Annotated in this window: 22 protein-coding genes; 1 reads left to right on the top strand and 21 read right to left on the bottom strand. The window is 59.6% G+C overall.

All coding sequences use genetic code 11. The annotated features are described in order from the left end of the window. Positions 1–38 precede the first annotated feature (38 nt). Positions 39–587 (top strand): crossover junction endodeoxyribonuclease RuvC, encoded by a 549-nt coding sequence (gene ruvC / locus AC2I9W_RS06635; protein ID WP_486409215.1) that lies wholly within the window; start codon positions 39–41, stop codon positions 585–587. 130 nt (positions 588–717) lie between these two features. Here ruvC and AC2I9W_RS06640 read toward each other — a convergent pair whose 3' ends face one another. From AC2I9W_RS06640 to AC2I9W_RS06740, 21 genes are all read right to left on the bottom strand, one after another. Then, positions 718–1,146: an RcnB family protein gene (locus tag AC2I9W_RS06640; protein ID WP_486409216.1), complete on the bottom strand. Its 429-nt coding sequence runs from the start codon at positions 1,144–1,146 to the stop codon at positions 718–720. A 193-nt stretch (positions 1,147–1,339) separates the two neighbouring features. Continuing rightward, complete coding sequence (locus AC2I9W_RS06645) at positions 1,340–1,516, bottom strand: hypothetical protein (protein ID WP_003068960.1); 177 nt, start codon at positions 1,514–1,516, stop codon at positions 1,340–1,342. A gap of 10 nt (positions 1,517–1,526) precedes the next feature. Beyond that, entirely contained in the window at positions 1,527–2,450 is a 924-nt protein-coding gene (gene lpxC / locus AC2I9W_RS06650) for a UDP-3-O-acyl-N-acetylglucosamine deacetylase (RefSeq protein WP_486409217.1), read from the bottom strand. 270 nt (positions 2,451–2,720) lie between these two features. Beyond that, positions 2,721–3,914, bottom strand: a complete 1,194-nt coding sequence (gene ftsZ, locus AC2I9W_RS06655; protein ID WP_486409218.1) for a cell division protein FtsZ — start codon at positions 3,912–3,914, stop codon at positions 2,721–2,723. A gap of 146 nt (positions 3,915–4,060) precedes the next feature. Next, on the bottom strand, positions 4,061–5,290 hold the full coding sequence (gene ftsA, locus AC2I9W_RS06660) for a cell division protein FtsA (protein ID WP_158393546.1): 1,230 nt from the start codon (positions 5,288–5,290) through the stop codon (positions 4,061–4,063). Positions 5,291–5,362: 72 nt separating this feature from the next. Beyond that, on the bottom strand, positions 5,363–6,172 hold the full coding sequence (locus AC2I9W_RS06665; RefSeq protein WP_486409219.1) for a cell division protein FtsQ/DivIB: 810 nt from the start codon (positions 6,170–6,172) through the stop codon (positions 5,363–5,365). Beyond that, complete coding sequence (locus AC2I9W_RS06670; RefSeq protein WP_486409220.1) at positions 6,169–7,140, bottom strand: D-alanine--D-alanine ligase; 972 nt, start codon at positions 7,138–7,140, stop codon at positions 6,169–6,171. The genes AC2I9W_RS06665 and AC2I9W_RS06670 overlap by 4 nt, the downstream gene beginning before the upstream one ends. Beyond that, entirely contained in the window at positions 7,137–8,573 is a 1,437-nt protein-coding gene (murC, locus tag AC2I9W_RS06675; protein ID WP_486409221.1) for a UDP-N-acetylmuramate--L-alanine ligase, read from the bottom strand. Before murC ends, AC2I9W_RS06670 begins: the two co-directional genes overlap by 4 nt. Beyond that, complete coding sequence (gene murG, locus AC2I9W_RS06680) at positions 8,570–9,655, bottom strand: undecaprenyldiphospho-muramoylpentapeptide beta-N-acetylglucosaminyltransferase (protein ID WP_486409222.1); 1,086 nt, start codon at positions 9,653–9,655, stop codon at positions 8,570–8,572. The genes murC and murG overlap by 4 nt, the downstream gene beginning before the upstream one ends. Beyond that, a complete protein-coding gene (ftsW, locus tag AC2I9W_RS06685; RefSeq protein ID WP_486409223.1) occupies positions 9,652–10,923 on the bottom strand; it encodes a putative lipid II flippase FtsW in 1,272 nt (423 codons plus the stop codon). The genes murG and ftsW overlap by 4 nt, the downstream gene beginning before the upstream one ends. Then, positions 10,920–12,851 carry a UDP-N-acetylmuramoyl-L-alanine--D-glutamate ligase gene (gene murD, locus AC2I9W_RS06690; protein WP_486409224.1) on the bottom strand — a complete coding sequence of 644 codons (1,932 nt, stop codon included), beginning with the start codon at positions 12,849–12,851 and terminating at the stop codon, positions 10,920–10,922. Before murD ends, ftsW begins: the two co-directional genes overlap by 4 nt. Positions 12,852–12,856: 5 nt before the next feature. Further along, positions 12,857–14,035 (bottom strand): phospho-N-acetylmuramoyl-pentapeptide-transferase, encoded by a 1,179-nt coding sequence (gene mraY, locus AC2I9W_RS06695; RefSeq protein ID WP_486409225.1) that lies wholly within the window; start codon positions 14,033–14,035, stop codon positions 12,857–12,859. Beyond that, positions 14,026–15,456, bottom strand: coding sequence for a UDP-N-acetylmuramoyl-tripeptide--D-alanyl-D-alanine ligase (locus AC2I9W_RS06700; RefSeq protein ID WP_486409226.1), 1,431 nt, complete (start codon positions 15,454–15,456; stop codon positions 14,026–14,028). Before AC2I9W_RS06700 ends, mraY begins: the two co-directional genes overlap by 10 nt. Then, positions 15,453–16,958: a UDP-N-acetylmuramoyl-L-alanyl-D-glutamate--2,6-diaminopimelate ligase gene (locus AC2I9W_RS06705; protein ID WP_486409227.1), complete on the bottom strand. Its 1,506-nt coding sequence runs from the start codon at positions 16,956–16,958 to the stop codon at positions 15,453–15,455. Before AC2I9W_RS06705 ends, AC2I9W_RS06700 begins: the two co-directional genes overlap by 4 nt. Continuing rightward, complete coding sequence (locus AC2I9W_RS06710) at positions 16,955–18,703, bottom strand: peptidoglycan D,D-transpeptidase FtsI family protein (RefSeq protein ID WP_486409228.1); 1,749 nt, start codon at positions 18,701–18,703, stop codon at positions 16,955–16,957. The genes AC2I9W_RS06705 and AC2I9W_RS06710 overlap by 4 nt, the downstream gene beginning before the upstream one ends. Further along, positions 18,700–18,981: a cell division protein FtsL gene (ftsL, locus tag AC2I9W_RS06715; RefSeq protein ID WP_486409229.1), complete on the bottom strand. Its 282-nt coding sequence runs from the start codon at positions 18,979–18,981 to the stop codon at positions 18,700–18,702. Before ftsL ends, AC2I9W_RS06710 begins: the two co-directional genes overlap by 4 nt. A gap of 40 nt (positions 18,982–19,021) precedes the next feature. After that, the gene (rsmH, locus tag AC2I9W_RS06720) at positions 19,022–19,951 is read right to left on the bottom strand and encodes a 16S rRNA (cytosine(1402)-N(4))-methyltransferase RsmH (protein ID WP_486409230.1); all 930 of its coding nucleotides are present in this window, start codon (positions 19,949–19,951) and stop codon (positions 19,022–19,024) included. 14 nt (positions 19,952–19,965) lie between these two features. Then, complete coding sequence (gene mraZ / locus AC2I9W_RS06725) at positions 19,966–20,394, bottom strand: division/cell wall cluster transcriptional repressor MraZ (RefSeq protein WP_486409231.1); 429 nt, start codon at positions 20,392–20,394, stop codon at positions 19,966–19,968. A gap of 355 nt (positions 20,395–20,749) precedes the next feature. After that, positions 20,750–22,069: an ATP-dependent protease ATPase subunit HslU gene (gene hslU / locus AC2I9W_RS06730; RefSeq protein ID WP_486409232.1), complete on the bottom strand. Its 1,320-nt coding sequence runs from the start codon at positions 22,067–22,069 to the stop codon at positions 20,750–20,752. 78 nt (positions 22,070–22,147) lie between these two features. Then, positions 22,148–22,693, bottom strand: a complete 546-nt coding sequence (gene hslV / locus AC2I9W_RS06735; protein WP_283485925.1) for an ATP-dependent protease subunit HslV — start codon at positions 22,691–22,693, stop codon at positions 22,148–22,150. Between the two features lie 195 nt (positions 22,694–22,888). Continuing rightward, entirely contained in the window at positions 22,889–24,619 is a 1,731-nt protein-coding gene (locus AC2I9W_RS06740) for an STAS domain-containing protein (protein WP_486409233.1), read from the bottom strand. Between the last annotated feature and the right edge of the window lie 30 nt (positions 24,620–24,649).

Here is a 24,649-nt window from a genome sequence, read left to right on the forward strand (position 1 = left end):
GAGGTCTCTGCTATCGCAGCCATGGATAATCGGGAACCATGCGAATTCTAGGAATCGACCCTGGCCTGCAGACCACGGGCTTTGGCGTCATCGATATGGAAGGCCAGCGCCTGTCCTATGTGGCTAGCGGCACCATACGCACCAACAAGATGGAATTGGGCGACCTGCCCGGTCGCCTGAAAGTCCTGTTTGACGGCATTTCCGAAGTTTCCGCGCGCTACCAGCCAGAAGTCGCGGCCATAGAAATCGTCTTCGTCAACGTCAATCCCCAGTCCACACTGCTCTTGGGGCAGGCCCGTGGCGCGGCACTGACGGCATTGGTCAATGCCAATCTCTCCGTGTCTGAATACACGGCCCTACAGATGAAAAAAGCCGTCACCGGTCATGGGCGAGCGGCCAAGAATCAGATTCAGGAAATGGTCAAGCGCCTGCTGCAACTGCCCGGCCTGCCCGGCACCGATGCTGCCGATGCGTTGGGTCTGGCCATCACCCACGCCCACGCCGCCGCAGCCATGGGGCTGATGGCCCAATCCACCGAGCTGCATCGCAAGCAACATGCCATGTACAAGGGCGGACGGGTTTACTAAGCATCTCACCTAGAACGTGAAAGCAGCAGTTACGCTACAGGGTGGCCCCTACCCATCAGCGCTGGGCCATAGGCTCTCTTAACGCAAAAAAGCCGTGGCATGCCACGGCTTTTTTGCGTTAAGCGCATTTTCAATAGTTGCTCAGAACCATGGAAGCAATCACACCTGTGGCAATTGCGACCAGCAAATAGTCGCCGCCATTTTGAATCCAGTGATAGCCGCGTGGCGGCGCTGACAGATGGTGACCGCGCCAGTCATTCACCACATAGTGCTGGCTGCGATATTGGGGCGGAACGCGGCTGCCTTTGTGCCAGTTGTGGTCAGGCCCACCGCCACGACGACCATTGTCATGCCGGTCCATACGCCGGTCATCATGCTTTTGAGCGCGAGGATTATGGCGACCATGATCATCATGACGCCCACCATGGCGCATATCCTGCTGCCCATGGCCTTTGCCATGTCCCGGTGGGGGACCTGGCTGCGCCTGCACAGAAAGGCTGCCCAGGCCAAGGCAAGCAGCCACTGAGACGGAAAGAATGCGAGAGGTCAGAGGGGACATAGTCGTGCTTTCTGAAACAAGGCTCGCGCTTCATTGCTCAAGCCATGCTGCATCTTGACTGCTTCAGTCTTCTGCGCAAGTAAAAAATGCTTGCTTTACCGCTTTTTTGCCAGTGCTTTACACAATGAATACAGCTGCAAACAGCCTGTGTCATTCGATGAAAGTCATCTTTTCAGTGGCTGAAGTCCGGCTCTCAGATGATTCGTCCCACAAACATCACGGCAAAAAAAGCCAGTCCTGCAATCACCGTCCACTTGAACAGCAAAAAACCCAGGCGCTTGTAGTGCGCTTTGCCGGTGCCCAGATAAAAGGCGAAGCTCAGAGCCGAAGCCAGAATCAGCAGGGTCGCCAGCCAGCGAAAAATCAGCATGTCGCTCTACCTACCAGGCCTGCACCGGCGTTGCAAATCCCTGAGGTGCCTGTCGCTCACTCTCGAAGGTCACGATTTCCCATGACTCCGGCTGAGCCATGATGGCTCGCAGCAGCTTGTTGTTCAGGCCGTGGCCCGAACGGAAGGCACTGTAAGCACCCAGGATGGGTTTGCCGATCAGATACAGGTCGCCGATGGCATCAAGAATCTTGTGCTTGGCAAATTCGTCGTCATAGCGCAGACCATCGCTGTTCAAGACTTTGTAGTCGTCCATCACGATAGCGTTATCCAGCCCACCGCCCAAAGCCAGACCGTTGTTGCGCAGCATCTCCACATCCTTGGTGAAGCCAAAGGTGCGAGCACGGGCGATATCGCGGGTGTAGTTGTCCAACCCCATGTCGAACTCCACGCACTGCCCGGTGGAGTCCACGGCAGGGTGAGCAAAGTCGATCTCGAAACGCAGCTTGAAGCCGTGATAGGGATCAAAGCGCGCCCACTTGAGGTTCTGGCCCTCGCCCTCGCGTACTTCCACGGGGCTTTTGATGCGGATAAAACGCTTGGGAGCCTTTTGCAGCTCAACGCCTGCGCTTTGCAGCAAAAACACAAACGAGGAGGAAGATCCGTCGAGAATAGGCACCTCTTCAGCGGTGATATCGACGTAAATATTGTCGATACCCAGACCGGCGATAGCGGACATGAGGTGCTCCACCGTATGCACCTTGGCATCACCGCTGCCAATGGTCGATGCCATGCGGGTATCGGTCACTGCCTCTGCGGAAATAGGGATATCTACAGGCTCAGGCAAATCCACCCGACGGAACACGATGCCGGTATCAGGCTGGGCAGGGCGCAGTGTCAACTCGACACGCTGGCCGCTGTGCAGACCCACGCCTACGGCACGGGAAATAGTCTTGATGGTTCGTTGCTGAAGCATGGCTGTATTTTAAATGGGACAACCCCGCAGCGGCATACGCCAACTCGGGGTTGTCTTAATCGCTGCGATACAGCGAACTGATGAAGGCTTCAGTGCTTAACGCGCCAGAAGGCTTTGCGGCTGACCACCACTCATCTTGGAACAAGCATGCTCCAAGTCAGGGAAGCCGAGCAAGGGCCGCCCCGCAGCGAGGGCTTCGTCCCCCTCCCATAGCGCGAAGCGCGTAGAGAGAGGGGGAAGCGGCACAGCCGCTCAGGGGGCGATGGACGATCAGTCCGCCTGCTTACGCAGGAACGCGGGGATCTCCACATCATCCATGCCGCCAGATGCCAGAGCGCTCACACGCTCCGAAGCCTGGGTCCGGTTGGTGCGCCAGACACTTGGCACATTCGTGTTGGCTGTGCCGTAGTCCATGCCACCCAGAGGAGGCAGGCCCACTGCCACGTTGTCCGTACCCGTGCGTAGGCCACCCTGCACCACCTGGATGTTCTGGCGGCGCACATTGGGGCGCGACAGGCCGGTAGCCACCACAGTCACGCGGATTTCATCACCCAACGTGTCATCGTAGGCAGCGCCATAGATCACGTGCGCATCGGGAGAGGCGTAAGCGTTGATGGTGGACATGGCCAGACGCGACTCGGACAGCTTGAGGCTACCCTTGGCAGCCGTCACCAGCACCAGCACGCCCTTGGCGCCGGACAGATCAATGCCTTCCAGCAGCGGGCAGGCCACAGCTTGCTCGGCAGCAATGCGGGCGCGGTCAGGGCCTGCGGCCTTGGCCGTGCCCATCATGGCCTTGCCGGGTTCGCCCATCACGGTGCGCACGTCTTCAAAGTCGACGTTCACATGGCCGTACTCGTTGATGATTTCGGCGATACCGCCCACGGCGTTCTTCAGAACATCGTTGGCATGGGCAAAGGCTTCGTCCTGAGAGATATCGTCACCCAGCACGTCGAGCAGCTTTTCGTTGAGCACAACGATCAGCGAATCCACATTGGCTTCCAGCTCGGCCAGGCCGGAGTCGGCATTCTGCATGCGGCGGCCACCTTCCCACTCGAAAGGCTTGGTCACCACACCCACAGTCAGAATGCCCATTTCCTTGGCCACTCGTGCGATCACAGGCGATGCACCAGTACCCGTACCACCACCCATGCCAGCTGTAATGAACAGCATGTGTGCGCCTTCGATGGCCGCACGAATATCGTCCACAGCCAGCTCAGCAGCCTCGCGCCCCTTCTCAGGCTTGCTGCCTGCACCCAGGCCGCTACCACCCAGATGGATGGTGCGGTGGGCGCGGCTGCGCAACAGAGCTTGAGCATCGGTATTGGCCGTGATGAATTCAACGCCTTGAACGCTGCGTTCAATCATGTGGTCAACGGCGTTGCCGCCGCCGCCGCCGACGCCGATCACCTTGATCTGCGTGCCTTGGTTGAATTCTTCGGTTTCAATCATGTCAATAGGCATGGTGGTGCTCCTGTTCTCTGTTGGTGGTTTGTCGCTGCTGTGGAAAATCAATCGTGAACTCTTGAGACATTCGCGGTCTTCGTCGCCGATACCGCGAAAAATCCATTTGTGGAGGCCCCGTGATGAACATGCGATAGGTGTCCATATCAGAAGTTCCCCACAATGAAGTCTTTGAAGCGCCCAAAGGCAGTCTTCATGGAACCGCTCTTTTGAGCGACCTTGTAGCCGCGCATGCGTGCCAGGCGTGCTTCATCGAGCAGACCCATCACGGTGGCCGCGCGAGGCTGAGCAACCATGTCGGACAGCGCTCCGGAATATTTGGGCAGGCCGCGGCGCACGGGCTTGAGGAAAATATCCTCGCCCAGCTCGATCATTCCCGGCATGACAGCACTGCCGCCCGTGAGCACGATGCCCGAGGACAGCACTTCTTCGTAGCCCGATTCGCGAATAACTTGCTGCACCAGCGAGAAGATTTCTTCCACTCGGGGCTCGATCACGCCTGCCAGTGCCTGCTTGCTGATCATGCGGGGGCTGCGATCGCCCAGGCCCGGCACTTCGACCTGGGCATCGGGGTCGGCCAGCAATTGCTTGGCATAACCGCTCTCGACCTTGATGTCTTCGGCATCCTTTGTGGGCGTGCGCAGCGCCATAGCGATGTCGCTGGTGATCAGGTCGCCGGCAATCGGTATCACGGCCGTGTGGCGGATTGCACCACCAGTGAAGATGGCCACATCGGTCGCACCTGCACCGATGTCCACCACAGCTACGCCCAGTTCGCGCTCGTCGTCGGTCAGCACGGCCTGTGCCGATGCCAGCGGATTGAGCAGCAACTGCTCCACTTCCAGCCCGCAACGACGCACGCATTTAATGATGTTCTCGGCCGCGCTCTGGGCGCCGGTAACGATATGGATCTTGGCTTCCAGGCGAATGCCGCTCATGCCGATGGGCTCACGCACCTCATGGCCGTCGATGACGAATTCCTGCGCCTCCACCAGCAGCAAGCGCTGGTCGGACGAGATATTGATGGCCTTGGCGGTCTCCATCACACGGGCCATATCGGTCGCCGTGACCTCCTTGTCCTTGATGGCCACCATGCCACTGGAGTTCAGACCACGGATGTGGCTGCCAGTAATGCCGGTGCAAACACGCTGAATCTTGCAGTCAGCCATCAGCTCGGCTTCTTTGAGTGCTTGCTGAATGCTTTGCACGGTGGCGTCGATATTGACGACCACACCACGCTTCAAGCCATTGCTGGGGGCAACGCCCAAGCCCGCCAGCTTGAGCTCGCCATTGGACATCACCTCGGCGACCACCGCCATGACTTTGGCTGTGCCGATATCCAGCCCAACAATCACATCCTTATATTCTCTTGCCATATCAGCTTCCGCCCCCGATAGGTTCTGTCTTGTCTTTATGTGCGCCTTGCATCCGTACTCCCTCGTCCCCACTCAGCGCCGAGGCCGGGCAGAAGCTGCCCCTGCCGCCGATCCAGTGGTCACGCCCTTCAAACGCAAGGCATAGCCATCTTCATAGCGCAGGTCTGCGGACTCCAGGTCCACCGCCGAGCGCTGATATTGAGAAGTGATCTGTGGCATCGTGCGCACAAAGCGCTGTACACGCTGCAGCAGGTCTTCTGCAGAGCCTGCGCCCAACGCCACAACCGCCGCGTTATCCAGCACCAGCTCCCAGCTGCCGCGTGCATCCAGCTTCAGGCCGTCGAGCGCCACATTGAGCGGCTTCAACGCCGGTGCCAGCGCGTGATACACCTGCAGCACCTGCTTGGCCGACCCATCGGGCCCTTGCAAACGCGGTAGACCTTCGCGGTCAAGCTCGCCCAGATTGGCGTCAAAGACTTCACCCGCCTTGTTGACCAAGCTCGAGCCACTCTCTGGTCCCCAGAAGGCTTCGGCCACATGCTCCTTGAGCGCCACACGCAGGCCATTCGGGTACTCGCGGCGCACCTGCGCCTCCTGTACCCAAGGCACTTGCTCGAACGCTTGCTGAGCTGCTTTCAGGTCGACAGTAAAGAAATTACCTTTGAGCACCGGTGCCACATTGGCACGCAGCGTCACGGCATTGTTATGCACCAGCTCGCCTTCCACCACGATGCGGCCAATATTGAAGGCCGGAGTTCTCATCAACCACCAGCCCACAGCAGCCACGCAAGCCGCCAAGCAGCCCATGAACATCACTGTTGCAGTGATGTTCATGAGCTTGACGTCGAACGGGACGGCTGCGGTGGGCTGGTGGTAGTTCATACCTGCTCCGCGTCTCCATCCAGTGCGCTCATGGCCAGAATGCCAAGACACAGGTTTTCATAGCTGATGCCGGACGCTCGTGCCGCCATGGGGACGAGAGAATGCCCCGTCATACCGGGAGAGGTATTGATCTCCAGCAAGAAGGGCTTGCGGTCGGTGGCGCGAATCATGATGTCGGCACGTGCCCAGCCCCGGCAGCCCAAGGTGCGGAAGGCTTTTTCCACAATGCGCTGTATGGCGGCTTCTTCATCGGCAGGCAGACCGCTTGGACAGTGGTACTGGGTGGTATCGGTGAAGTACTTGTTCTGGTAGTCGTAATTGCCTTCGGGCGCCACGATACGGATCACAGGCAGCGCTGCGGCCTTGGCACCGGTGCCCAGCACCGGGCAAGTGGTTTCATCACCGGTGATGAATTCCTCGCACAGCACTTCTGCATCGTATTGAGCAGCCAGCTCATAGGCCTTGGCACATTCGCCGGCATTCATCACCTTGGTCAGGCCGATGCTGGAGCCATCGCGTGCAGGCTTGACGATCATGGGCGCACCCAGCGCTTCAAACGCGGCGCGGGTTTCCTCAGCCGAGGCCACCATGCGCCAGTCCGGCGTGGGCAGCCCCTCAAAGCGCCAGATGCGCTTGGTCATGACCTTGTCCATGGCAATGCTGGAAGCCATCACGCCCGAGCCGGTGTACGGAATATCCAGCAGTTCCAGCGCGCCCTGCACCGTACCGTCTTCACCGTAGCGACCATGCAGCGCGATGAAGCAGCGGTCAAAGCCTTGCACCTTGAGCTGATCAAGGCTTTGCTCGGAAGGATCGAACTTGTGTGCATTGACGCCCTTGGACTGCAATGCAGCCAGCACGCCCGCCCCCGACATCAAGGAAACCTCGCGCTCGGACGAGCGGCCGCCCATGAGTACGGCAACCTTGCCCAAGGCCTTCACATCAATATTTTGACCAAATGTGCTCATTGCGCTTGTCCCTTCTGCGCAGCCTGCTCACTATTCGAGAGCATTTCAACCAGTTTTCCAGGTACAGCCCCAATGGAGCCAGCGCCCATGCACAGCAGCACATCGCCATCCAAGGCGTTGGCAGCCAGTGCGGCAGGCAGTTCTTGGATGTCTTCCACAAACACGGGCTCGACCTTGCCGGCCACCCTCAGAGCGCGTGCCAAGGCTCGACCGTCGGCAGCCACAATCGGCGATTCGCCAGCGGCATACACCTCGGTCAGCATCACGGAGTCAGCCCCGCCTATGACTTTGACGAAATCCTCAAAGCAATCGCGCGTGCGGCTATAGCGGTGTGGCTGGAATGCCAGCACCAGACGCTGGCCGGGGAAAGCACCACGTGCAGCCGCCAGCGTGGCGGCCATTTCCACCGGGTGGTGGCCGTAGTCGTCGATGACCGTGAAAGTGCCGCCATTGCTGGCAGGCAGCTCGCCATAGCGCTGGAAACGGCGGCCCACGCCCTTGAAGCCCTCCAGAGCGCTTAGCAACGCTTCGTCGGAAATTTCCAGCTCCATGGCCACGACCACGGCAGACAGGGCATTGAGCACGTTGTGCTCACCGGGCAGGCTCAGCACTACATCGAGGTCAGGATAGACATGCTCGCCCAGTTGGCGCTTGACGGTAAAGCACATGCACCCCGCCTCGGCTCGCACATTGATGGCGCGCACCTGGGCATCTTCGGCAAAGCCGTAGGTCGTGACCGGGCGGGCCAGCTTGGGCAATATTTCGCGCACCGCAGGGCTGTCGATGCACAAAATGGCGCGGCCATAGAACGGCATGCGGTGCAGAAAATCGACAAAGGCCTGCTTGAGCCGACCAAAGTCATGGCCGTAGGTTTCCATGTGGTCGGCGTCGATATTGGTGACGACGGCCATCACGGGCAGCAGATTCAGGAAAGAGGCGTCGGACTCGTCAGCCTCGACCACGATGTAGTCACCATGGCCCAGCTTGGCATTGGCACCAGCGCTGTTGAGCTTGCCGCCAATCACAAAAGTAGGGTCCAGTCCCGCTTCGGCCAGCACGCTGGTCACCAGACTGGTCGTCGTTGTCTTGCCATGCGCTCCGGCAATGGCAATACCCTGCTTGAAGCGCATCAGCTCAGCCAGCATCAAGGCACGTGGCACCACCGGTATCGTCTTCTCGCGAGCCGCGACCACCTCGGGGTTGTCGCCATGCACGGCGGTAGAGGTGACCACCGCATCGGCACCGTCAATGTGCTCGGCCGCATGGCCCACAAAGGTCTTGATCCCCAGGCCTGCCAGGCGGCGCAGCGTGGCGCTGTCGGCCAGGTCAGAGCCTGAAACGGTGTAGCCAAGGTTGTGCAGAACCTCGGCAATACCGCTCATGCCGGCGCCGCCAATACCGACAAAATGAATGTGATGAATGGCGTGTTTCATGCTGCCAACTCCTCACAAGCGGCGACCACCTTCGCGGTGGCATCAATCTTTTGCATTTTCTTCGCGAGTTCAGCGCGCTCCAACAGCGTCGCACGCTGCATATTTTGTAGCATTTCGGCCAACCCTTGGGGGCTCAAAGTACTTTGAGGCTGTAACCAACCGGCACCGGCATCCACCAAAAAGCGCGCATTGCTGGTCTGGTGGTCATCCACAGCCGCAGGAAACGGCACATAGACCGCTGCAGCACCGACTGCGGCAATCTCGGTCACGGTGCTCGCGCCTGCGCGGCAGACGATGACATCCGCCTCAGCAAAGGCCTTGGCCGTGTCGTCAATAAACGGCGTCAGCTCAGCCTGCACACCTGCAGCCTGATAGTTGGCGCGCAGTGCATCGATCTGGGCCGTGCCGCTCTGGTGCAGCACGGATGGGCGCTGCGCCTCGGGGATCAAGGCAAGAGCCTGGGGAACGATTTCATTGAGTGCGCGGGCTCCTAGGCTGCCGCCGACCACCAGCAGCTTGAGCGGGCCGCTGCGGCCCTCAAAGCGCTGCGCCGGTGCCGCCTGCTCGACAAAGGCTTGACGCAGCGGGTTACCTACCCACTCACCTTTTACAAACACATTCGGAAACGCCGTGAGCACACGCTTGGCCACCTTGGCCACAACCTTGTTGGCCATGCCGGCCACCGAGTTCTGCTCGTGCAGCACCACGGGTACCCCCGAAGCGGCTGCCATCAGACCTCCGGGCACGGTCAGATAACCGCCCAGGCCGATGACGACATCGGGCTGCACGCGCTTGATCACGCCGCGCGCCTGAGAGAAAGCCTTGCCCAGCTTGAAGGGCAGTTGCACTAGGGTCTTGATGCCCTTGCCTCGCACGCCACCAAACTCGATCAACTCCAGCGCAAAGCCCTGGGGCGGCACGATACGCGACTCCATGGAGCCGGGCGCGCCCAGCCAGTGCACATTCCAGCCGCGTGCGCGCAACTCCTGTGCCACGGCCAGCCCCGGGAAAATATGACCACCGGTACCGCCGGCCATCACCAGCGCCGTGCGTGGCTTGTTTTGCTTGATGGGCAGGCTCATGCGTGGCCTCCCTTCATCAACAGCTTGTTTTCGTAATCGACTCTGAGCACCACAGCTATCGCAATCAAATTCATCAAAATGGCTGAACCACCAAAACTCATTAACGGCAGAGTCAGGCCTTTGGTTGGCAGCGCGCCCAGATTCACACCCATGTTGATAAAGGCCTGAAAGCCCATCCAGATCGCCACGCCCTCGGCGACCAGCCCTGCAAAGACCCGGTCCAGCGCAATGGCCTGACGGCCAATCAGCATGATGCGACGGGTCAGCCAGAAGAAGACGGCGGCAATCAGCAGCAAGCCAACCAACCCAAATTCCTCACCGATCACGGCCAGCAAAAAGTCGGTATGCGCTTCGGGCAACCAGTGCAGCTTTTCCACGCTGCGGCCCAGCCCCACGCCAAAGACCTCTCCGCGCCCAATCGCAATCAGCGCGTGTGACAGCTGGTAGCCCTTGCCCAGCGCGTGCTTTTCATCCCAGGGATCAAGGTAGGCAAAGATACGTTCACGGCGCCACTCGGAGGTGGCAATGATCATGCCGAAGGCTGCCACCACCAGCAGGGCGATGATGAAGAACATGCGTGCATTCACGCCGCCCAGAAACAAAATACCCATGGAGATCACGACGATCACCATGAATGCGCCCATGTCCGGCTCGGCCAGCAACAGCACCCCGACCACCACCACGGCCAACCCCATGGGCAGCACGGCGCGGAAGAAGCGTTCCTTGACCTCCATCTTGCGCACCATGTAGTCGGCGGCATAGATCAGGATGGAGAATTTGGCCAGTTCTGAAGGCTGGAAGTTCATGATCCCCAGTGACAACCAGCGCCGCGCACCGTTGACCACCGTGCCCACATGCGGAATCAACACCACAATCAGCAGCACGATGGAGACCAGAAACAGTTTTCGTGCCACCTGCTCCCAGACCTTCATCGGCACCTGAAAGGCCAGCAGTGCCGCCACGAACGCCATGCCAATCGACATGGTGTGGCGAAGCAAAAAGTGATAGGGCTCGATCTTGCCGAAGCGCGGATTGTCCGGCATCGCAATCGATGCCGAATACACCATGACCAGACTCCAGGACAGCAAGCCAATCACCACCCAGATCAAAGCCTGATCCAGCCCCAGCACGCTCGCAGGCGTACGGGTCGGGCGGTCGTACAGCGGGCCTCCCACACGCACGGGAAGCACATCGATGGGCTTGTCCTCGGCGCTGCGAAACCATGAACGCATGCGCCCGCAGAGGCTGGTCAGGAAAGCGGCTGTCATGCGCCATCCTCCAGTTGCTGGCCCGTCTCAAGCGCCAGCTCGCGCACCGCTTCCACAAACTGGTGGGCACGGTCCGCGTAGTCCTTGAACATGTCCATGCTTGCGCAGGCGGGCGACAGCAGCACCGCATCATTGGCATGGGCCAGACGGGCAGCCTGCTCCACAGCCTCCTGCATGGTGGCAGCATCAACCAGCGTCACCCCGGTATCGCTCAGTGCTTCGCGAATCGCGGGGGCATCCTGACCAATCAGCACGGCAGCACGCACATAGCGTGCGACAGGTGCGGCCAGCGGCGCAAAGTCCTGCCCCTTGCCCAGCCCGCCCAGAATCACCACGATGCGATGGTCCGGCCCCAGACCCATGAGCGCCGCCACGGTGGCCCCCACATTCGTGCCCTTGCTGTCGTCAAAGTACTCCACATCGCTGACACGTCCGATGGGCTGCACGCGGTGCGGCTCGCCACGATAATCCCGCAGGCCGTAGAGCAGCGGCGCCAGAGAGCAGCCTGCACCGGTAGCCAGCGCCAGCGCAGACAGCGCATTGATGGCGTTGTGGCGGCCGCGGATGCGCAGCGCATCGGCAGGCATCAGACGCACGATGTGCAGATCGTCAGCGTGCTTGCCCTTGGTGGTTTCATCGGCCTCATGGGCGCGCACCAGCCAGGTCATTCCGTTGACCACTTCCAAGCCAAAGTCCCCAGGACGGCGAGGCATGTCGCCGCCAAAGGTCACATAAGGGCGCTGGAAAGTCTTGCCGCGCTTGCCGGGCACAGGCACCGGTGCAGGCAGCATGGCCATGACCATGGGGTCTTCGCGATTGAGCACCATCAGGCCCTGTTCGCCAAAGACATGGGCCTTGGCGTCGGCATAAGCCTGCATGCCGCCGTGCCAGTCCAGATGGTCCTGGGTGATGTTCAGCACCGTGGCTGCCGTGGGCGCGAAACCGTGGCAATCGTCGAGCTGGAAGCTGGACAGCTCCAGCACCCATGCCTCAGGCAGGGTTTCGGCATCAATACGTGCGGTCAGCGTATCCATCAACGTGGGGCCGATATTGCCAGCTACGCCCACGCTCATGCCCGCATGCTCCAGCAATTGCCCGGTCAACGAGGTGACGGTGGTCTTGCCATTGGTGCCGGTAATGCCCAGCACCTTGGGCGCATAGCCATGGGCTTCACGCAGGCCCTTGAGCGCAAAGGCAAAAAGATCCAGCTCGCCGCCCGTGGGCAGACCAATGGTGCGCGCGGCATCGAAGACTGGCGCCACGCTGGCAGGACTCAGGCCCGGCGAGCGGTAGACGGAGCTGAGGCTCTGTCCATCGACCAGCGCCGCGGTGAATTCTCCAGCCACAAAGCGCGCACTGGGCAGCTCGGCCTGCAGCGCAGGCAGGAAGGGGGGCGCTTCGCGCGTGTCGGCCACTGTGACATCGGCACCGGCACGCACACACCAGCGTGCCATGGCGATGCCAGAGATGCCCAGACCCAAAATCAGCACACGTTGACCCTGCAGGTGCTGGGCAGCACCTTGCGGCCAGTGCGCCGGAACGGGGGGCAGCTCTACCACTTCTTCCTGCTCGGACTCAGGCTGCTGCTCAAGCTCGGTCACGTCGGCATTCGCAGCATCAGAGATGCTGGGGTCGGCAAAGATCTGCGCCACAAAGGCCGCAGCATCCTTGGCAGCGGTCAGTGTGGAAATATCTGGAACCGGCTCAGCGCCCAGTGCCTGCGCCAGTTCTGACGTGGTGACTGGTGCAGCAACAGGCTCCTGGCTTACTTCAGATTTAGGAGCTCTCAGCGCTTGGTCTTGCTGCACTTCAGCAATCTTTTCCACTGAATCTGTTTGCAGCTCAGCGTCAACCGCTTGCATATGCATAGCAGCTTCAGTCTCTTGCGCCAGAGCCTGATCCTTGTGCTGGAGGTCTTCGTCTTGCATGGCGATTACCTCAGCTTCAGGGTAGACAGACCCAGCAGGCACAGCAGCATGGTGATGATCCAGAAGCGGATCACGACCTGTGTCTCCTTCCAGCCACTCTTTTCAAAGTGATGGTGCAGCGGTGCCATCTTCAGCAGACGGCGGCCTTCGCCGTAGCGCTTTTTGGTGTACTTGAAGTACATCACCTGCAGCATCACGGAAACGGCTTCGGCCACAAAGATGCCCCCCATCACGGCCAGCACGATTTCCTGGCGCACGATCACGGCGATGGTGCCCAATGCAGCGCCCAGCGCCAGCGCACCCACGTCACCCATGAACACTTGTGCAGGGTGAGCATTGAACCAGAGGAAAGCCAGACCAGCACCGGCCATGGCGCCGCAGAAGACCATCAGCTCCCCCGTGCCGGGGATGCTGGGAAACAGCAGGTATTTGGCATAGGTGGCGTTACCGGTCACATAGGCGAAGATGCCCAGGGCCGTGCCCACCATGATGACGGGCATGATGGCCAGACCGTCGAGACCGTCGGTCAGATTCACTGCATTGCTGGCGCCCACGATGACCAGATAGGTCATGACGATAAAGCCCAGCACACCCAGTGGATAACTAACTTCCTTGAAGAAAGGCACCATCAGCCCCGCCTTGGGCGGCAGATCCATGGAAAAGCCGGACTGCACCCAGGATATGAACAGCGCAAACACCTCGGCATTGCTGTTCTCGGAAATGCAGAACACCAGATACAGCGCAGCCAGCAGGCCAATGACGGACTGCCAGAAATACTTCTCGCCCGATCGCATGCCTTCAGGGTCTTTATTCACGACCTTGCGCCAGTCGTCCACCCAGCCAATGGCACCAAAGCCCAGCGTGACCAGCAGCACAATCCAGACAAAGCGGTTGGACAGGTCAAACCACAGCAGCGTAGAGACCGCGATGGAGAACAGAATCAGCACACCGCCCATGGTGGGCGTGCCGCTCTTGACCAAGTGGGTTTCCATGCCATAGCCGCGCACGGGCTGGCCGATCTTGAGCGCGGTCAGCATCCGGATGGCCCTGGGCCCCACCACCAGACCAATCAGCAATGCGGTGACGGCGGCCAGCACGGCGCGCAGCGTCAGGTACTGGAAGACGCGCAGAAAGCCAAAGTCGGGCGAAAGCCCCTGCAGCCATTGAGCCAGCATCAGCAGCATGTGGAGGCCTCCTCGCAGTTGCCTTGCTTGCCATCTGCGCAGGCTTCAATGCACTGCACCACTTGCTCCATCTTCATGAACCGCGAACCCTTGACCAACACGCTACCTACCTTGGGTAAAACTGCGCACACCGCCTGCTGAAGGGCGGCCATGCTATCAAAATGCTGAGCACCGCTGCCAAAGGCAGTTGCTGCAGACGCACTCTGGTCGCCCAGAGCAAAGAAATGGGAAATGCCTGCCTGCTGGGCAAGCGCACCGGCTTCGGCATGGAACTGCGGGCCGTTGTTGCCCACCTCACCCATATCACCCAGCACCAGCAGCTGCGGCGCGGGCAACTCGGCCAGCACGGCAATCGCAGCAGCGACGGAATCGGGATTGGCGTTGTAGGTGTCATCCACCACGGTGACGCTTTGGCCCTTGATCTGCACGGCCAGCGCACGCGAGCGCCCCGTCACCGGCTCAAAGCCGGACAAGCCTTGCGCAATCGCAGCCAGCGAAACGCCCGCCGCATGGGCACAGGCGGCAGCCGCCAGTGCATTCATGACGTTGTGACGGCCGGCGATATGCAACTGCACCGCAGCCGCCCCTTGTGGCGTGTTCAGCTGCAGGCTCCAGGCCCCGTTGTCCCAGCGCACATCGCTGGCAAACACCTGTGCTCCGTCGGCGGACTCTCCAAACATCATGCATGCGCGACCTGCGGCCAGCTGCGTCCACAGCGGTGTGTATTCATCACCGGCGGGGAAGATGGCCACGCCATCCTCGGGCAGAAAACCCAGCACCGAGCCGTTTTCACGTGCTACTGCTTCCACCGTGCCCATGAATTCCTGGTGCTCGCGCTGGGCGTTATTGACCAGCGCTACCGTGGGCTGACCGATGGCAGCCAGCTCGGCAATTTCGCCGGGGTGGTTCATACCCATCTCCAGCACGGCAATGCGGTGCTCGCCGCTCATGCGGAGCAGGTTCAGCGGCATGCCGATGGAGTTGTTGAAATTTCCACGCGTCGCCAGCGCCGCATCTCCTGCACCACCCACATGGGCGCGCAAGATGGAAGCGATCATCTGCGTCACGGTGGTCTTACCATTGCTGCCGGTCACGGCAATCAGCGGCAGGTCAAACTGCGTGCGCCATGCGCGCGCCAATGCGCCCAGTGCCAGCAAGGTATCGGGCACTTCGATGCCGGACATGCCTGCGGCCGCAAGCCCATGGCTGGCAATAGCAGCCACCGCACCAGCGGCCTGTGCCTGCGGCAGAAAATCATGGGCGTCAAAACGCTCGCCCTTGAGAGCTACGAACAAGTCCCCGTTCTGCAGCGTGCGTGTATCCGTGTGCACGCGTGTCAACTCCAGCTTGCCGTTACCGACCAGCTTGGCTTGGGGGATATGCGTCTGGATCAGCTCCAGCGCTTTTTGCAAGGTCATCATGACCGCATCTTTCCTTCACGGACTGCCAGCGCCTTCTGCGCTTCAGCCATATCGGAGAACGGATGGCGCACGCCCTTCGTCTCCTGGTAATCCTCATGACCCTTGCCTGCGATCAGCACCACATCGCGTGCATCGGCACGGGCAATGGCTTCGGCAATCGCGGCTGCGCGGTCGGCCTGCACATACAATGCATCGCCCGCCGTCATCCCAACCAGGATCTGGTCGATGATGGTTTCTGGCACTTCGCTGCGCGGGTTGTCGCTGGTGACGTACACGCAATCCGAATGGGCTTGGGCGGCCTGGCCCATCAAGGGACGCTTGCTGTTGTCGCGGTCGCCACCGCAGCCAAACACACACCACAACTTGCCGCCGCGCTGCTGTGCCGCAGGTTGCAGCGCACGGAGGGCTTTTTCGAGGGCGTCAGGAGTGTGGGCATAGTCCACGGCCACCAGCGGCTGGTCGGCCTTGGCAATCTGCTGCATGCGTCCGGGCACGGGCTCCAAATCGGCGCAGGCTGCCACGGCCTCATCCAGCGTCAGGCCCAGGCTGCGCAGCGTGGCCAGCACGCCCAGCAGATTGGAGACGTTGTACTGACCCACCAGGCGCGTGTTCATACGCAGACTGTGACCGGCCTCCAGCACCGTGAAGTTCAGACCTTGCTCGCCCAGACCGATGTCCTTGGCCTGCAGACGGGCCGGACCTTGAATCGAGACGCTCCACACATCCAACGGCTTGGCCTGCAGCTTGGCCCAGAGCTTTGCACCATGCGCGTCATCAATATTGACCACCGCAGCCTGCAAGCCGGGCCAGTCAAACAACTGGGCCTTGGCCTGCCAATAAGCATCCATGCTGCCGTGGTAGTCCAGGTGGTCCTGCGTGAAGTTGGTGAACAAGGCCACGCGAATGTTGCTACCGTCCAGACGGTGCTCAACGATGCCGATGGAAGAGGCTTCAATGGCGCAAGCCGCCAGCCCCTTATCGGCATAGCTGCGGAACACGCGCTGCAGCAGTACCGGGTCAGGCGTGGTCATGCCCGTCGATTCCAGTGCGGGCGGTACACCCACACCCAAAGTACCCACCAGCGCACATCCAGTGCGCGCATTCAGCTCTACTTTTGATAGTGCATGCGCGAGCCAGAAGGCCGTCGTTGTCTTGCCGTTGGTGCCGGTCACGGCCAGCACGTCAATCTCGCCGCTGGGGTGGGTAAACCACTGATCGGCGATCAGGCCAGTCGCAGCCTTCAGGCCCTTGAGCGCTGCCACCTTGTCGCTACCGAAGGTAAAGGCATCCAGTCCTTCGGCTTCCACCAGCACAGCGGCTGCGCCTTGCTCCAGGGCCTTGCCCACATAGGCACGGCCGTCGGTTGCGGCGCCGGGCCAGGCAATGAAAGCATCACCAGCACCGACCTTGCGGCTATCGGTTTGCAGATCGCCCTGCACACGGCTGCGCAGCCAGGCCACGGCCTCGGCTGCATTGTTCAAAATTTGAATGGAGGTGCTCATAGCACTGGCTCCTCAGGTGGCGCAGCCACAATCAGAGGCTTGACTTCCTTGTCGGGCTGAACGCCCATGAAACGCAATGTCTGCTGGACTACATCCGCAAACACGGGGCCTGCCACCGTACCGCCGTAGTAAGAACCTGCAGTAGGCTCGTCCACCATCACGGCAACGATGATGCGAGGATTGTCGATAGGGGCAATGCCAGTAAACCAGGCGCGGTATTTACCGGCCGCGTAGTGCTTGCCAACCTGTTTACGGGCCGTGCCCGACTTACCCCCAATGGTGTAGCCCTCGGCCTGGGCCTTCTGACCTGTACCACCAGGACCGGCCGCCAGGCGCAGCATGTGTAAGACTGCATCGGCGTTTTCCTTGGAGATCACGCGCACGCCGACCGGCGGCTCTGTGGTCTTCAAGATCGTGGCGGGAATGACATTGCCGTCATTAGAAAAAACGGTGTACGAGCGCGCCATCTGGAACAACGAGGCCGACAGGCCGTAGCCATAAGACATGGTGGCTTGCTCGATGGGCTTCCAGGTTTTCCAGGCGCGCAGGCGACCGGAAACCGCACCAGGAAACTGGATCTGAGGCTTTTGACCAAAGCCCAGCGCACTGAAGTACTCCCACATCTCCTGCGGCGAGAGCCTTTGTGCCACCTTGGTTGCGCCCACGTTGCTGGACTTCTGGATCACACCTTCCACGGTCAGCGCGCCGTAGTTGTGCGTGTCGGTAATGGTGGACCCTGTCACCGTATAGCGGCCAGGGGCTGTATCAATAATGGTCGTGGGCTTGACGCGCTTGAGCTCCAGTGCGGCAGCCACGGTAATGGGCTTCATGGTGGAGCCGGGCTCAAAGGTGTCGGTCAGCGCACGGTTGCGCAGTTGCTCGCCGGTGAGATTCTTTCGGTGCCCCGGGTCATAGCTGGGATAGTTGGCCAAGGCCAGTAGCTCACCGGTATGCGCATCCATGACCACCACGCTGCCCGCCTTGGCCTTGAAGGTTTCAACCTGCTGCTTGAGCTTCTGGTAGGCGTAGTACTGGACCTTGCTGTCGATGGACAGTTGAATATCTTGTCCATCCTGGGGAGGGATCTCATCGCCCACTCCTTCCACCACACGCCCCAGTCGATCCTTGATCACACGTCGTGAACCAGGCTTGCCTGCCAACTCCTTGTCGAACGCCAGCTCCATGCCTTCCTGACCATGGTCTTCCACATTGGTGAAGCCCACAATGTGCGCAGCCGACTCCCCTTCAGGGTACTGGCGCTTGTATTCCTTGCGGTTGTAGATGCCCTTGATGTTGAGCGCCACGATCTGCTGGCCAATATTCCAGTCCAACTGACGCTTGACCCAGACAAAGGTCTTGTCCTCGTCATCGAGTTTGTCCAACAGCTTGTCCAGCGGCATCTCCATGAGCTTGGCCACTTGCTTGAGCTTTTGCTGAACTTCAGGATCCTTGAGATCCACGTCTTCAGGAATCGCCCAGATGCTGGCCGCCGGAACGCTGGAGGCCAGAATCAGTCCGTTGCGATCCAGCAGACGACCGCGGTTGGCGGGCAGCTCCAGCGTACGTGCGAAGCGCACCAGCCCCTGGCGCTTGAAGAAGTCATTGCCAAATACCTGCACATACGCGGCGCGAGCCCCCAGCCCCACAAACCCCAGCGCCAACGCAGCCACAATGAACTTGCTGCGCCACAGCGGTGTTTTCGAAGCCAGCAAAGGGCTGGTGGTATAGAGCACGCTGCGTGTCACTGCGCTGCTCCTGAAGCCGTTTCATGCACGTACTGCGTGATGGCCTGTGAGGCCTGCTTCATCTGCAACTTCTCTCGCGCCAGCGTCTCAATGCGCGAAGGCGTAGCCTGGGCACGCTTTTCTACCTGCAGGCGCAGTTGATCCGTCGCCAGCCGGCGTGCTTCAGCCTCGGCACGATCCAGCTCGGTAAAAAGCTTGCGCGACTCATACTGGGTATGCACCAGGAAAATGGCGCTCATCATCACTGCCAGCAGCAAGAGCAGATTTATGCGAAGCACGGCAGCCCTCCCACCACGCCTGAAGCCGCAAGGCCCAGCATCATGCAGGCACCTCCGTACGCTCAGCCACACGCATCACTGCAGAGCGAGAGCGCGGGTTGCCATCAACCTCTGCCACACCGGGCTTGATCCTGTCGAGTGCCTTCAGGCGCATGGGAGCCGGTGCTGCAAACGGTGCACGGCGGTCATAGACCTCCTTGGAGTGCTTGGCAATGAACTGCTTGACAATGCGGTCTTCGAGCGAGTGAAAGCTGATCACCACCAGTCGTCCTCCAGGAGCCAGCACATGCAGGCTGGCTTCTAGCGCCTGCTCAAGCTCCTGAAGCTCTGCATTGATGAAAATCCGAAGAGCTTGGAAGGTACGTGTTGCCGGGTTCTGCCCAGCCTCGCGGGTCTTGACCGCGCCAGCCACGAGCTGGGCCAGCTCACCGGTTGTGCGTAATGGCCCCTGGCTCTCACGCCGAGCAACAATCGCCTTTGCAATGGGGCCAGCAAACCGCTCTTCGCCGTAGTCACGTATCACCTCCGCAATCTGATGCACTTCCGCATCTTCCAGCCACTCGGCCACGCTCTGGCCCCGAGTGGTGTCCATGCGCATGTCCAGCGGACCATCAAAACGGAAGCTGAACCCGCGGTCCGGGTTATCGATCTGGGGCGAGCTCACCCCCAGGTCCATCAAAACCCCTTGCACGCTACCCTCTGGCAGCTCGCCGAGATGGCGAAATCCTTCGTGCCGAATCGAAAAACGCGCATCGGTGATGCGCGCCGCTTCAGTGATTGCGTCCGGATCCTTGTCGAACGCAATCAACCGCGCGTCCGGCCCGAGTCGCTGCAAAATGAGCCGGGAATGACCTCCCCGACCGAACGTTGCATCCACCCAGTCACCCGCTGGTTTCTGGCTTACGCCACCCAGCAGAGCGTCGACGGCCTCGTTCAGCAAAACGGTGATATGTTGCAACGGCTGATTCACAAGCACGTCTCTTCCTAAAAAACAAAATCCTGGAAAGCTGCCGGCATTTCCTGCTGCATGGCTTCCGCTTCACGCGCTTCATAAGTGGCTTTGTCCCAGAGCTCGAAATGGTCACCCATACCCAGCAGCAGTACTTCCTTGGTCAGGCCCGCTGCTTCTCGCAGTTCGGGAGCGACCAGCACTCGTCCTGTGCCATCCATCTCGGCATCCATGGCACTGCCCAGGAACACCCGCTTCCACCACTGCGCATTCATTGGCACCTGCGCAATGCGCTCGCGAAATTTCAGCCATTGGGGTCGCGGGAAGAGCATCAAACACCCATGCGGATGTTTGGTGAAGGTCACTTGTCCCTCAGCCATGGACAACAGGGCGTCACGATGCCGGGTCGGCACAGACAGCCGCCCCTTTCCATCGAGATTCAACGAAGACGCCCCTTGAAACACGGCTAGCTACTCCGGCCATCTGCAACCAGTCACATTCAAAAAATTGAATGCGAAGGCAGTTTTCACCACTTAATTGCACTTTTTTGCACTGTAGCAGCAATTTCGAGGGATTCCAAACGACAAGGGACAATTATTTGCAATGAAATCAAGCACTTAGAGATCAAAAGAAAAGCCTCATTCTGAAAATACCTTTCCTTTACAAGCACTTAGCAAAGTCAATGCAAGTGGACTCTCATTAGTCAACGTCAATTGCAACCATTCAATTCAATGGAAAGAACTGATTTAAGTCCCGCTCTTCTCCTACAAATGCGAACTGCCCGCCAGGGCGGGCAGTTCGTTTCAAGCACTGAACTCCTCAAAGGATAAACCGCGACAAATCCTCATCCTTACTCAGCAGCTGCAGGCGCTGATCCACATAGGCCGCATCAATCACCACGGTCTGCCCGGACAGCTTGGCTGCATCGAAGCTGACTTCGTCAAGCAGACGCTCCATCACCGTGGACAGCCGGCGTGCACCGATGTTTTCAGTACTCTCGTTGACATCGAAGGCAATCGTCGCCAGACGGGTAATCCCTTCAGGCTTGAACTCCAGCGTCACGTCCTCAGTCGCCAGCAGGGCCTGATACTGTTTGACCAAGGAGGCATGAGTCTGCATGAGAATCGCCTCGAAGTCCTGCACCGACAGGGATTCCAACTCCACGCGAATGGGGAAGCGACCTTGCAGCTCAGGGATCAGATCGCTGGGCTTGGACAGATGGAAAGCACCCGAGGCGATGAACAGAATGTGATCGGTCTTCACAACGCCGTACTTGGTCGAGACGCTGGTGCCCTCAACCAAGGGCAGCAAGTCGCGCTGCACGCCCTGGCGTGAAACGTCGGAGCCGCTAGTTTCCTGGCGAGTCGCCACCTTGTCGATTTCGTCGATGAAGACAATGCCGTTTTGCTCCAGATTGGCAATGGCGCGAGTCTTGGCATCTTCCTCGTTGATCATCTTGGCCGCTTCCTCATCGGTCAGCAGCTTCATGGCCTCGGCAATCTTGAGCTTGCGCGTCTTGCGCTTTTCCTGGCCCATGTGGCTGAACATGCCGCGCAGTTGCTCGGCCATCTCTTCCATGCCCTGGGGACCCATGATCTGCACCTGAGGCATTTGCTCGGCGATGTCGATCTCGATTTCCTTATCGTCGAGCTGACCTTCGCGCAGCTTCTTGCGAAAGACCTGTCGCGCCGTGTTGTCGGCCGGCACTTCGCCCGTGCGGGCCTGGGGCACCAACACGTCAAGAATGCGATCCTCGGCTGCATCTTCGGCGCGTGCACGCATCTTCCTCATATCCGATTCGCGCGTTTGCTTGACAGCGACTTCGGCCAGATCACGGATGATGGCATCCACATCCTTGCCCACATAACCGACCTCGGTGAACTTGGTGGCCTCAACCTTGATGAAAGGCGCATCGGCCAGCTTGGCCAGGCGACGTGCAATCTCGGTCTTGCCCACACCCGTGGGGCCGATCATCAAAATATTCTTGGGGGTGATTTCCTGACGCAGGCCGTCAGCGACCTGCTGGCGACGCCAGCGGTTGCGCAGTGCAATGGCCACAGCACGCTTGGCACCGTTTTGCCCGACGATGTGCTTGTCCAGCTCGGAGACAATCTCCTGGGGAGTCATGGCAGAAGACATGTGAATTCTCAGTCAAATATGCCTCTAGCGCTTATCTATCAAGCGCTAGCAGCTATCAATTCAGATAAACCAAGCCGCTTACAGCGTCTCGATCGTGTGATTCATATTGGTGTAAATGCAAAGCTCACCGGCAATTGCCAGCGACTTACGCACCACATCCTCGGCCGACAACTCGGTGTTGTTGAGCAGCGCCTTGGCCGCTGAGTGCGCATAGGCACCGCCAGATCCAATGGCCACAATGCCCTGCTCTGGCTCCAGTACATCGCCATTGCCGGTGATGATGAGCGAGGTTGTCGCATCGGCCACGGCCAGCATGGCTTCAAGCTTGCGCAGCACGCGGTCGGTGCGCCACTCCTTGGTCAGCTCGATCGCAGCGCGGGTCAAGTTGCCCTGGTGCTTTTCCAGCTTGGCCTCGAAGCGCTCGAACAGCGTGAAGGCATCAGCAGTTGCTCCTGCAAAACCCGCCAGTACCTTGCCGTGATAGAGCTTGCGTACCTTGCGCGCCGTGCCCTTGACAACGATGTGACCCAATGTGACCTGACCATCACCACCGATGGCGACTTGAACGCCTTCGGGAGTCTGGCGGCGCACGCTCAAAATGGTGGTGCCGTGAAACTGTTCCATCTCTCACAGATGGGGGCACAAAAGCACAAGCTCAAGAGCACAAAAAAGAAAATTTAGAGAATGCTGCCACTCAAAAACTGGCGCACCCCATCTCAGAGACGCCAAGCAAGAGCCGCCTCGCGGCGATGGCGTCGTCCCCCTTCCATAGCGCGAAGCGCGTAGAGAAAGGGGGAAGGCGCGAAGCGCCTCAGGGGGTTAATCCCGCCGGGGGATCACCTGCGCATGCTCTTGAATGCCAACGACATTGAAGAACACGGCCAGCAACTGATGCAATTGGCTGAACTGAAGCACATGCCCCAGCTCCTGCATCTGCGCAGCCCAGTTCAGCACCGAACCAGCCGCAGCAAAGTCCATGCGTACCAGTCGCGTGCAGTCAATGGCAATCGCTTCGCCAAGCTTGGCCTTGGCCTGTACCTCAGCCAGCCATGGAAGCGCATCGCCTTCAATCACTCCTTGAAGCGAAAAGCGCGGTTTACGCTCTTTCCAGAGCATGCCCGGCTGAATGGTTTCCGGCCCCAACAACCGCCTGTCAGGCATCACAGACCTGTTGCCTTGCCCTTCATTCGAGTACGCACTGACCGGATCGACCCAGGAAGGAGGTGACGACTCATAAGTCACGCAGTAGTCCAGAGCAGTCAGCTCAAAGTCGTCCTGCAAATACATCAAGCGCTGCATTGCCAAGCGCAAATACCAGCAAATCTGATCCACCGAACGATCGCCTGAGGGGCAATGCTTGCTGAGTACCGCTAGCAGCCTTTGATGACCGGCAAAAATCAGCTCACCCTTTTCAGATGCCCACTGCTCAACCGCCTCAAGCAACGGTTTTTGCACTGCAGCATCAATGCTCTCCAGAGCACTCCAGTCCATGGTCCAGGGGGCAGGGCTGCGGGCCTTGCTGGTTATCAAGGCCTTAAGGCTTGACTCCCCCAGTTGCACAGGCGCTTGCCAGCGAAAGCCTGCCTGAACAGGTGCATCCGCCATGTTCTCGCTGAGCTTGCCCGCCTGTTGAGGCATGACAAACCATTGGGGAGCAGAGCGACCAAAGCGCGCCACAAAATCCATTGCAGCATCTTCGAACTCCACCTGCATGCCTGCTGCGCGGTACATGTCCAGCAATGCCAGCCAGACTTTCAGCTGTGACGGCGTATCCTGAGCCCGCTCAGCAATCAATCCCTTCAAGCTGACTTCTGCTGCAGCGTTGTCGCCGCTGGCAAAGACTATTGCGGCATCTTCCAGCGCAGCATCGTGCTCAAAATTCGCAAAGGAGGGAGGCACCATGTTGATATCCGCAGGGGCGGACACCTCGGTCGTAGCAAAGCCGGGGGAAAAATCCGTTTCACCACGCATGGATGCCGCAGACGGTGCCCTAGCAACAACCGCCTCCCGCGAAGGCAAGGTCACATCACTGCTCACGGCATCATTGAGCACCGGCAGCGAACTAACGGATGCAGGAGGCTGCGTGCTAAAGGAAGAAGGCATGACGTTCCCCCCCTCTGGCAGCTGCAAAGGCATTGTGGTGGCATCAGCCATCTGCTTGCCACGCCACCACTGCTGCGCCATCTGCGCTTCAATCTCATCAATTTTCTTGATGGTTTCTGCGCGTTCGCCTGGCATGGAGTTTTGAGCAGTCTGCAAAAACGAAGAGCCAGCCAGCGGGGTAGGCGATTCCAGAGGAGCTCTGGCTGTCGAAGCCGTTTTGCTCAACTGAGCATGCCGCAGCTTGCGAAGCTGTTCAAACTCGCGCTTGCGCACAAAGTCATTCTGGCGCTTGCGCTCCAGCATCTCTTTGAGCGCCTGCTTGCTGTACTGGCTTTCTTCGCTTTCCTGGTTCAGACTTTCCAAATCAGACCAATTGACGGTCGGATGGCGCACAAAGCGTGCCATCTTGGCCAGCAACCCTCCCGATTTGTTCTCTTCTTTTGCCATGGTTCTCTACTTTGATGCCTACAGCCCCAT

It is taken from the genome of Comamonas sp. FUJ_7 (assembly GCF_057369555.1).

Bases quoted from the DNA above. Each gene is read 5' to 3' on its own strand.
- ruvC (WP_486409215.1), top strand. From the start codon at position 39: ATGCGAATTCTAGGAATCGACCCTGGCCTGCAGACCACGGGCTTTGGC.
- AC2I9W_RS06640 (WP_486409216.1), bottom strand. From the start codon at position 1,146: ATGTCCCCTCTGACCTCTCGCATTCTTTCCGTCTCAGTGGCTGCTTGC.
- AC2I9W_RS06645 (WP_003068960.1), bottom strand. From the start codon at position 1,516: ATGCTGATTTTTCGCTGGCTGGCGACCCTGCTGATTCTGGCTTCGGCT.
- lpxC (WP_486409217.1), bottom strand. From the start codon at position 2,450: ATGCTTCAGCAACGAACCATCAAGACTATTTCCCGTGCCGTAGGCGTG.
- ftsZ (WP_486409218.1), bottom strand. From the start codon at position 3,914: ATGCCTATTGACATGATTGAAACCGAAGAATTCAACCAAGGCACGCAG.
- ftsA (WP_158393546.1), bottom strand. From the start codon at position 5,290: ATGGCAAGAGAATATAAGGATGTGATTGTTGGGCTGGATATCGGCACA.
- AC2I9W_RS06665 (WP_486409219.1), bottom strand. From the start codon at position 6,172: ATGAACTACCACCAGCCCACCGCAGCCGTCCCGTTCGACGTCAAGCTC.
- AC2I9W_RS06670 (WP_486409220.1), bottom strand. From the start codon at position 7,140: ATGAGCACATTTGGTCAAAATATTGATGTGAAGGCCTTGGGCAAGGTT.
- murC (WP_486409221.1), bottom strand. From the start codon at position 8,573: ATGAAACACGCCATTCATCACATTCATTTTGTCGGTATTGGCGGCGCC.
- murG (WP_486409222.1), bottom strand. From the start codon at position 9,655: ATGAGCCTGCCCATCAAGCAAAACAAGCCACGCACGGCGCTGGTGATG.
- ftsW (WP_486409223.1), bottom strand. From the start codon at position 10,923: ATGACAGCCGCTTTCCTGACCAGCCTCTGCGGGCGCATGCGTTCATGG.
- murD (WP_486409224.1), bottom strand. From the start codon at position 12,851: ATGCAAGACGAAGACCTCCAGCACAAGGATCAGGCTCTGGCGCAAGAG.
- mraY (WP_486409225.1), bottom strand. From the start codon at position 14,035: ATGCTGCTGATGCTGGCTCAATGGCTGCAGGGGCTTTCGCCCGACTTT.
- AC2I9W_RS06700 (WP_486409226.1), bottom strand. From the start codon at position 15,456: ATGATGACCTTGCAAAAAGCGCTGGAGCTGATCCAGACGCATATCCCC.
- AC2I9W_RS06705 (WP_486409227.1), bottom strand. From the start codon at position 16,958: ATGAGCACCTCCATTCAAATTTTGAACAATGCAGCCGAGGCCGTGGCC.
- hslU (WP_486409232.1), bottom strand. From the start codon at position 22,069: ATGTCTTCTGCCATGACTCCCCAGGAGATTGTCTCCGAGCTGGACAAG.
- hslV (WP_283485925.1), bottom strand. From the start codon at position 22,693: ATGGAACAGTTTCACGGCACCACCATTTTGAGCGTGCGCCGCCAGACT.
- AC2I9W_RS06740 (WP_486409233.1), bottom strand. From the start codon at position 24,619: ATGGCAAAAGAAGAGAACAAATCGGGAGGGTTGCTGGCCAAGATGGCA.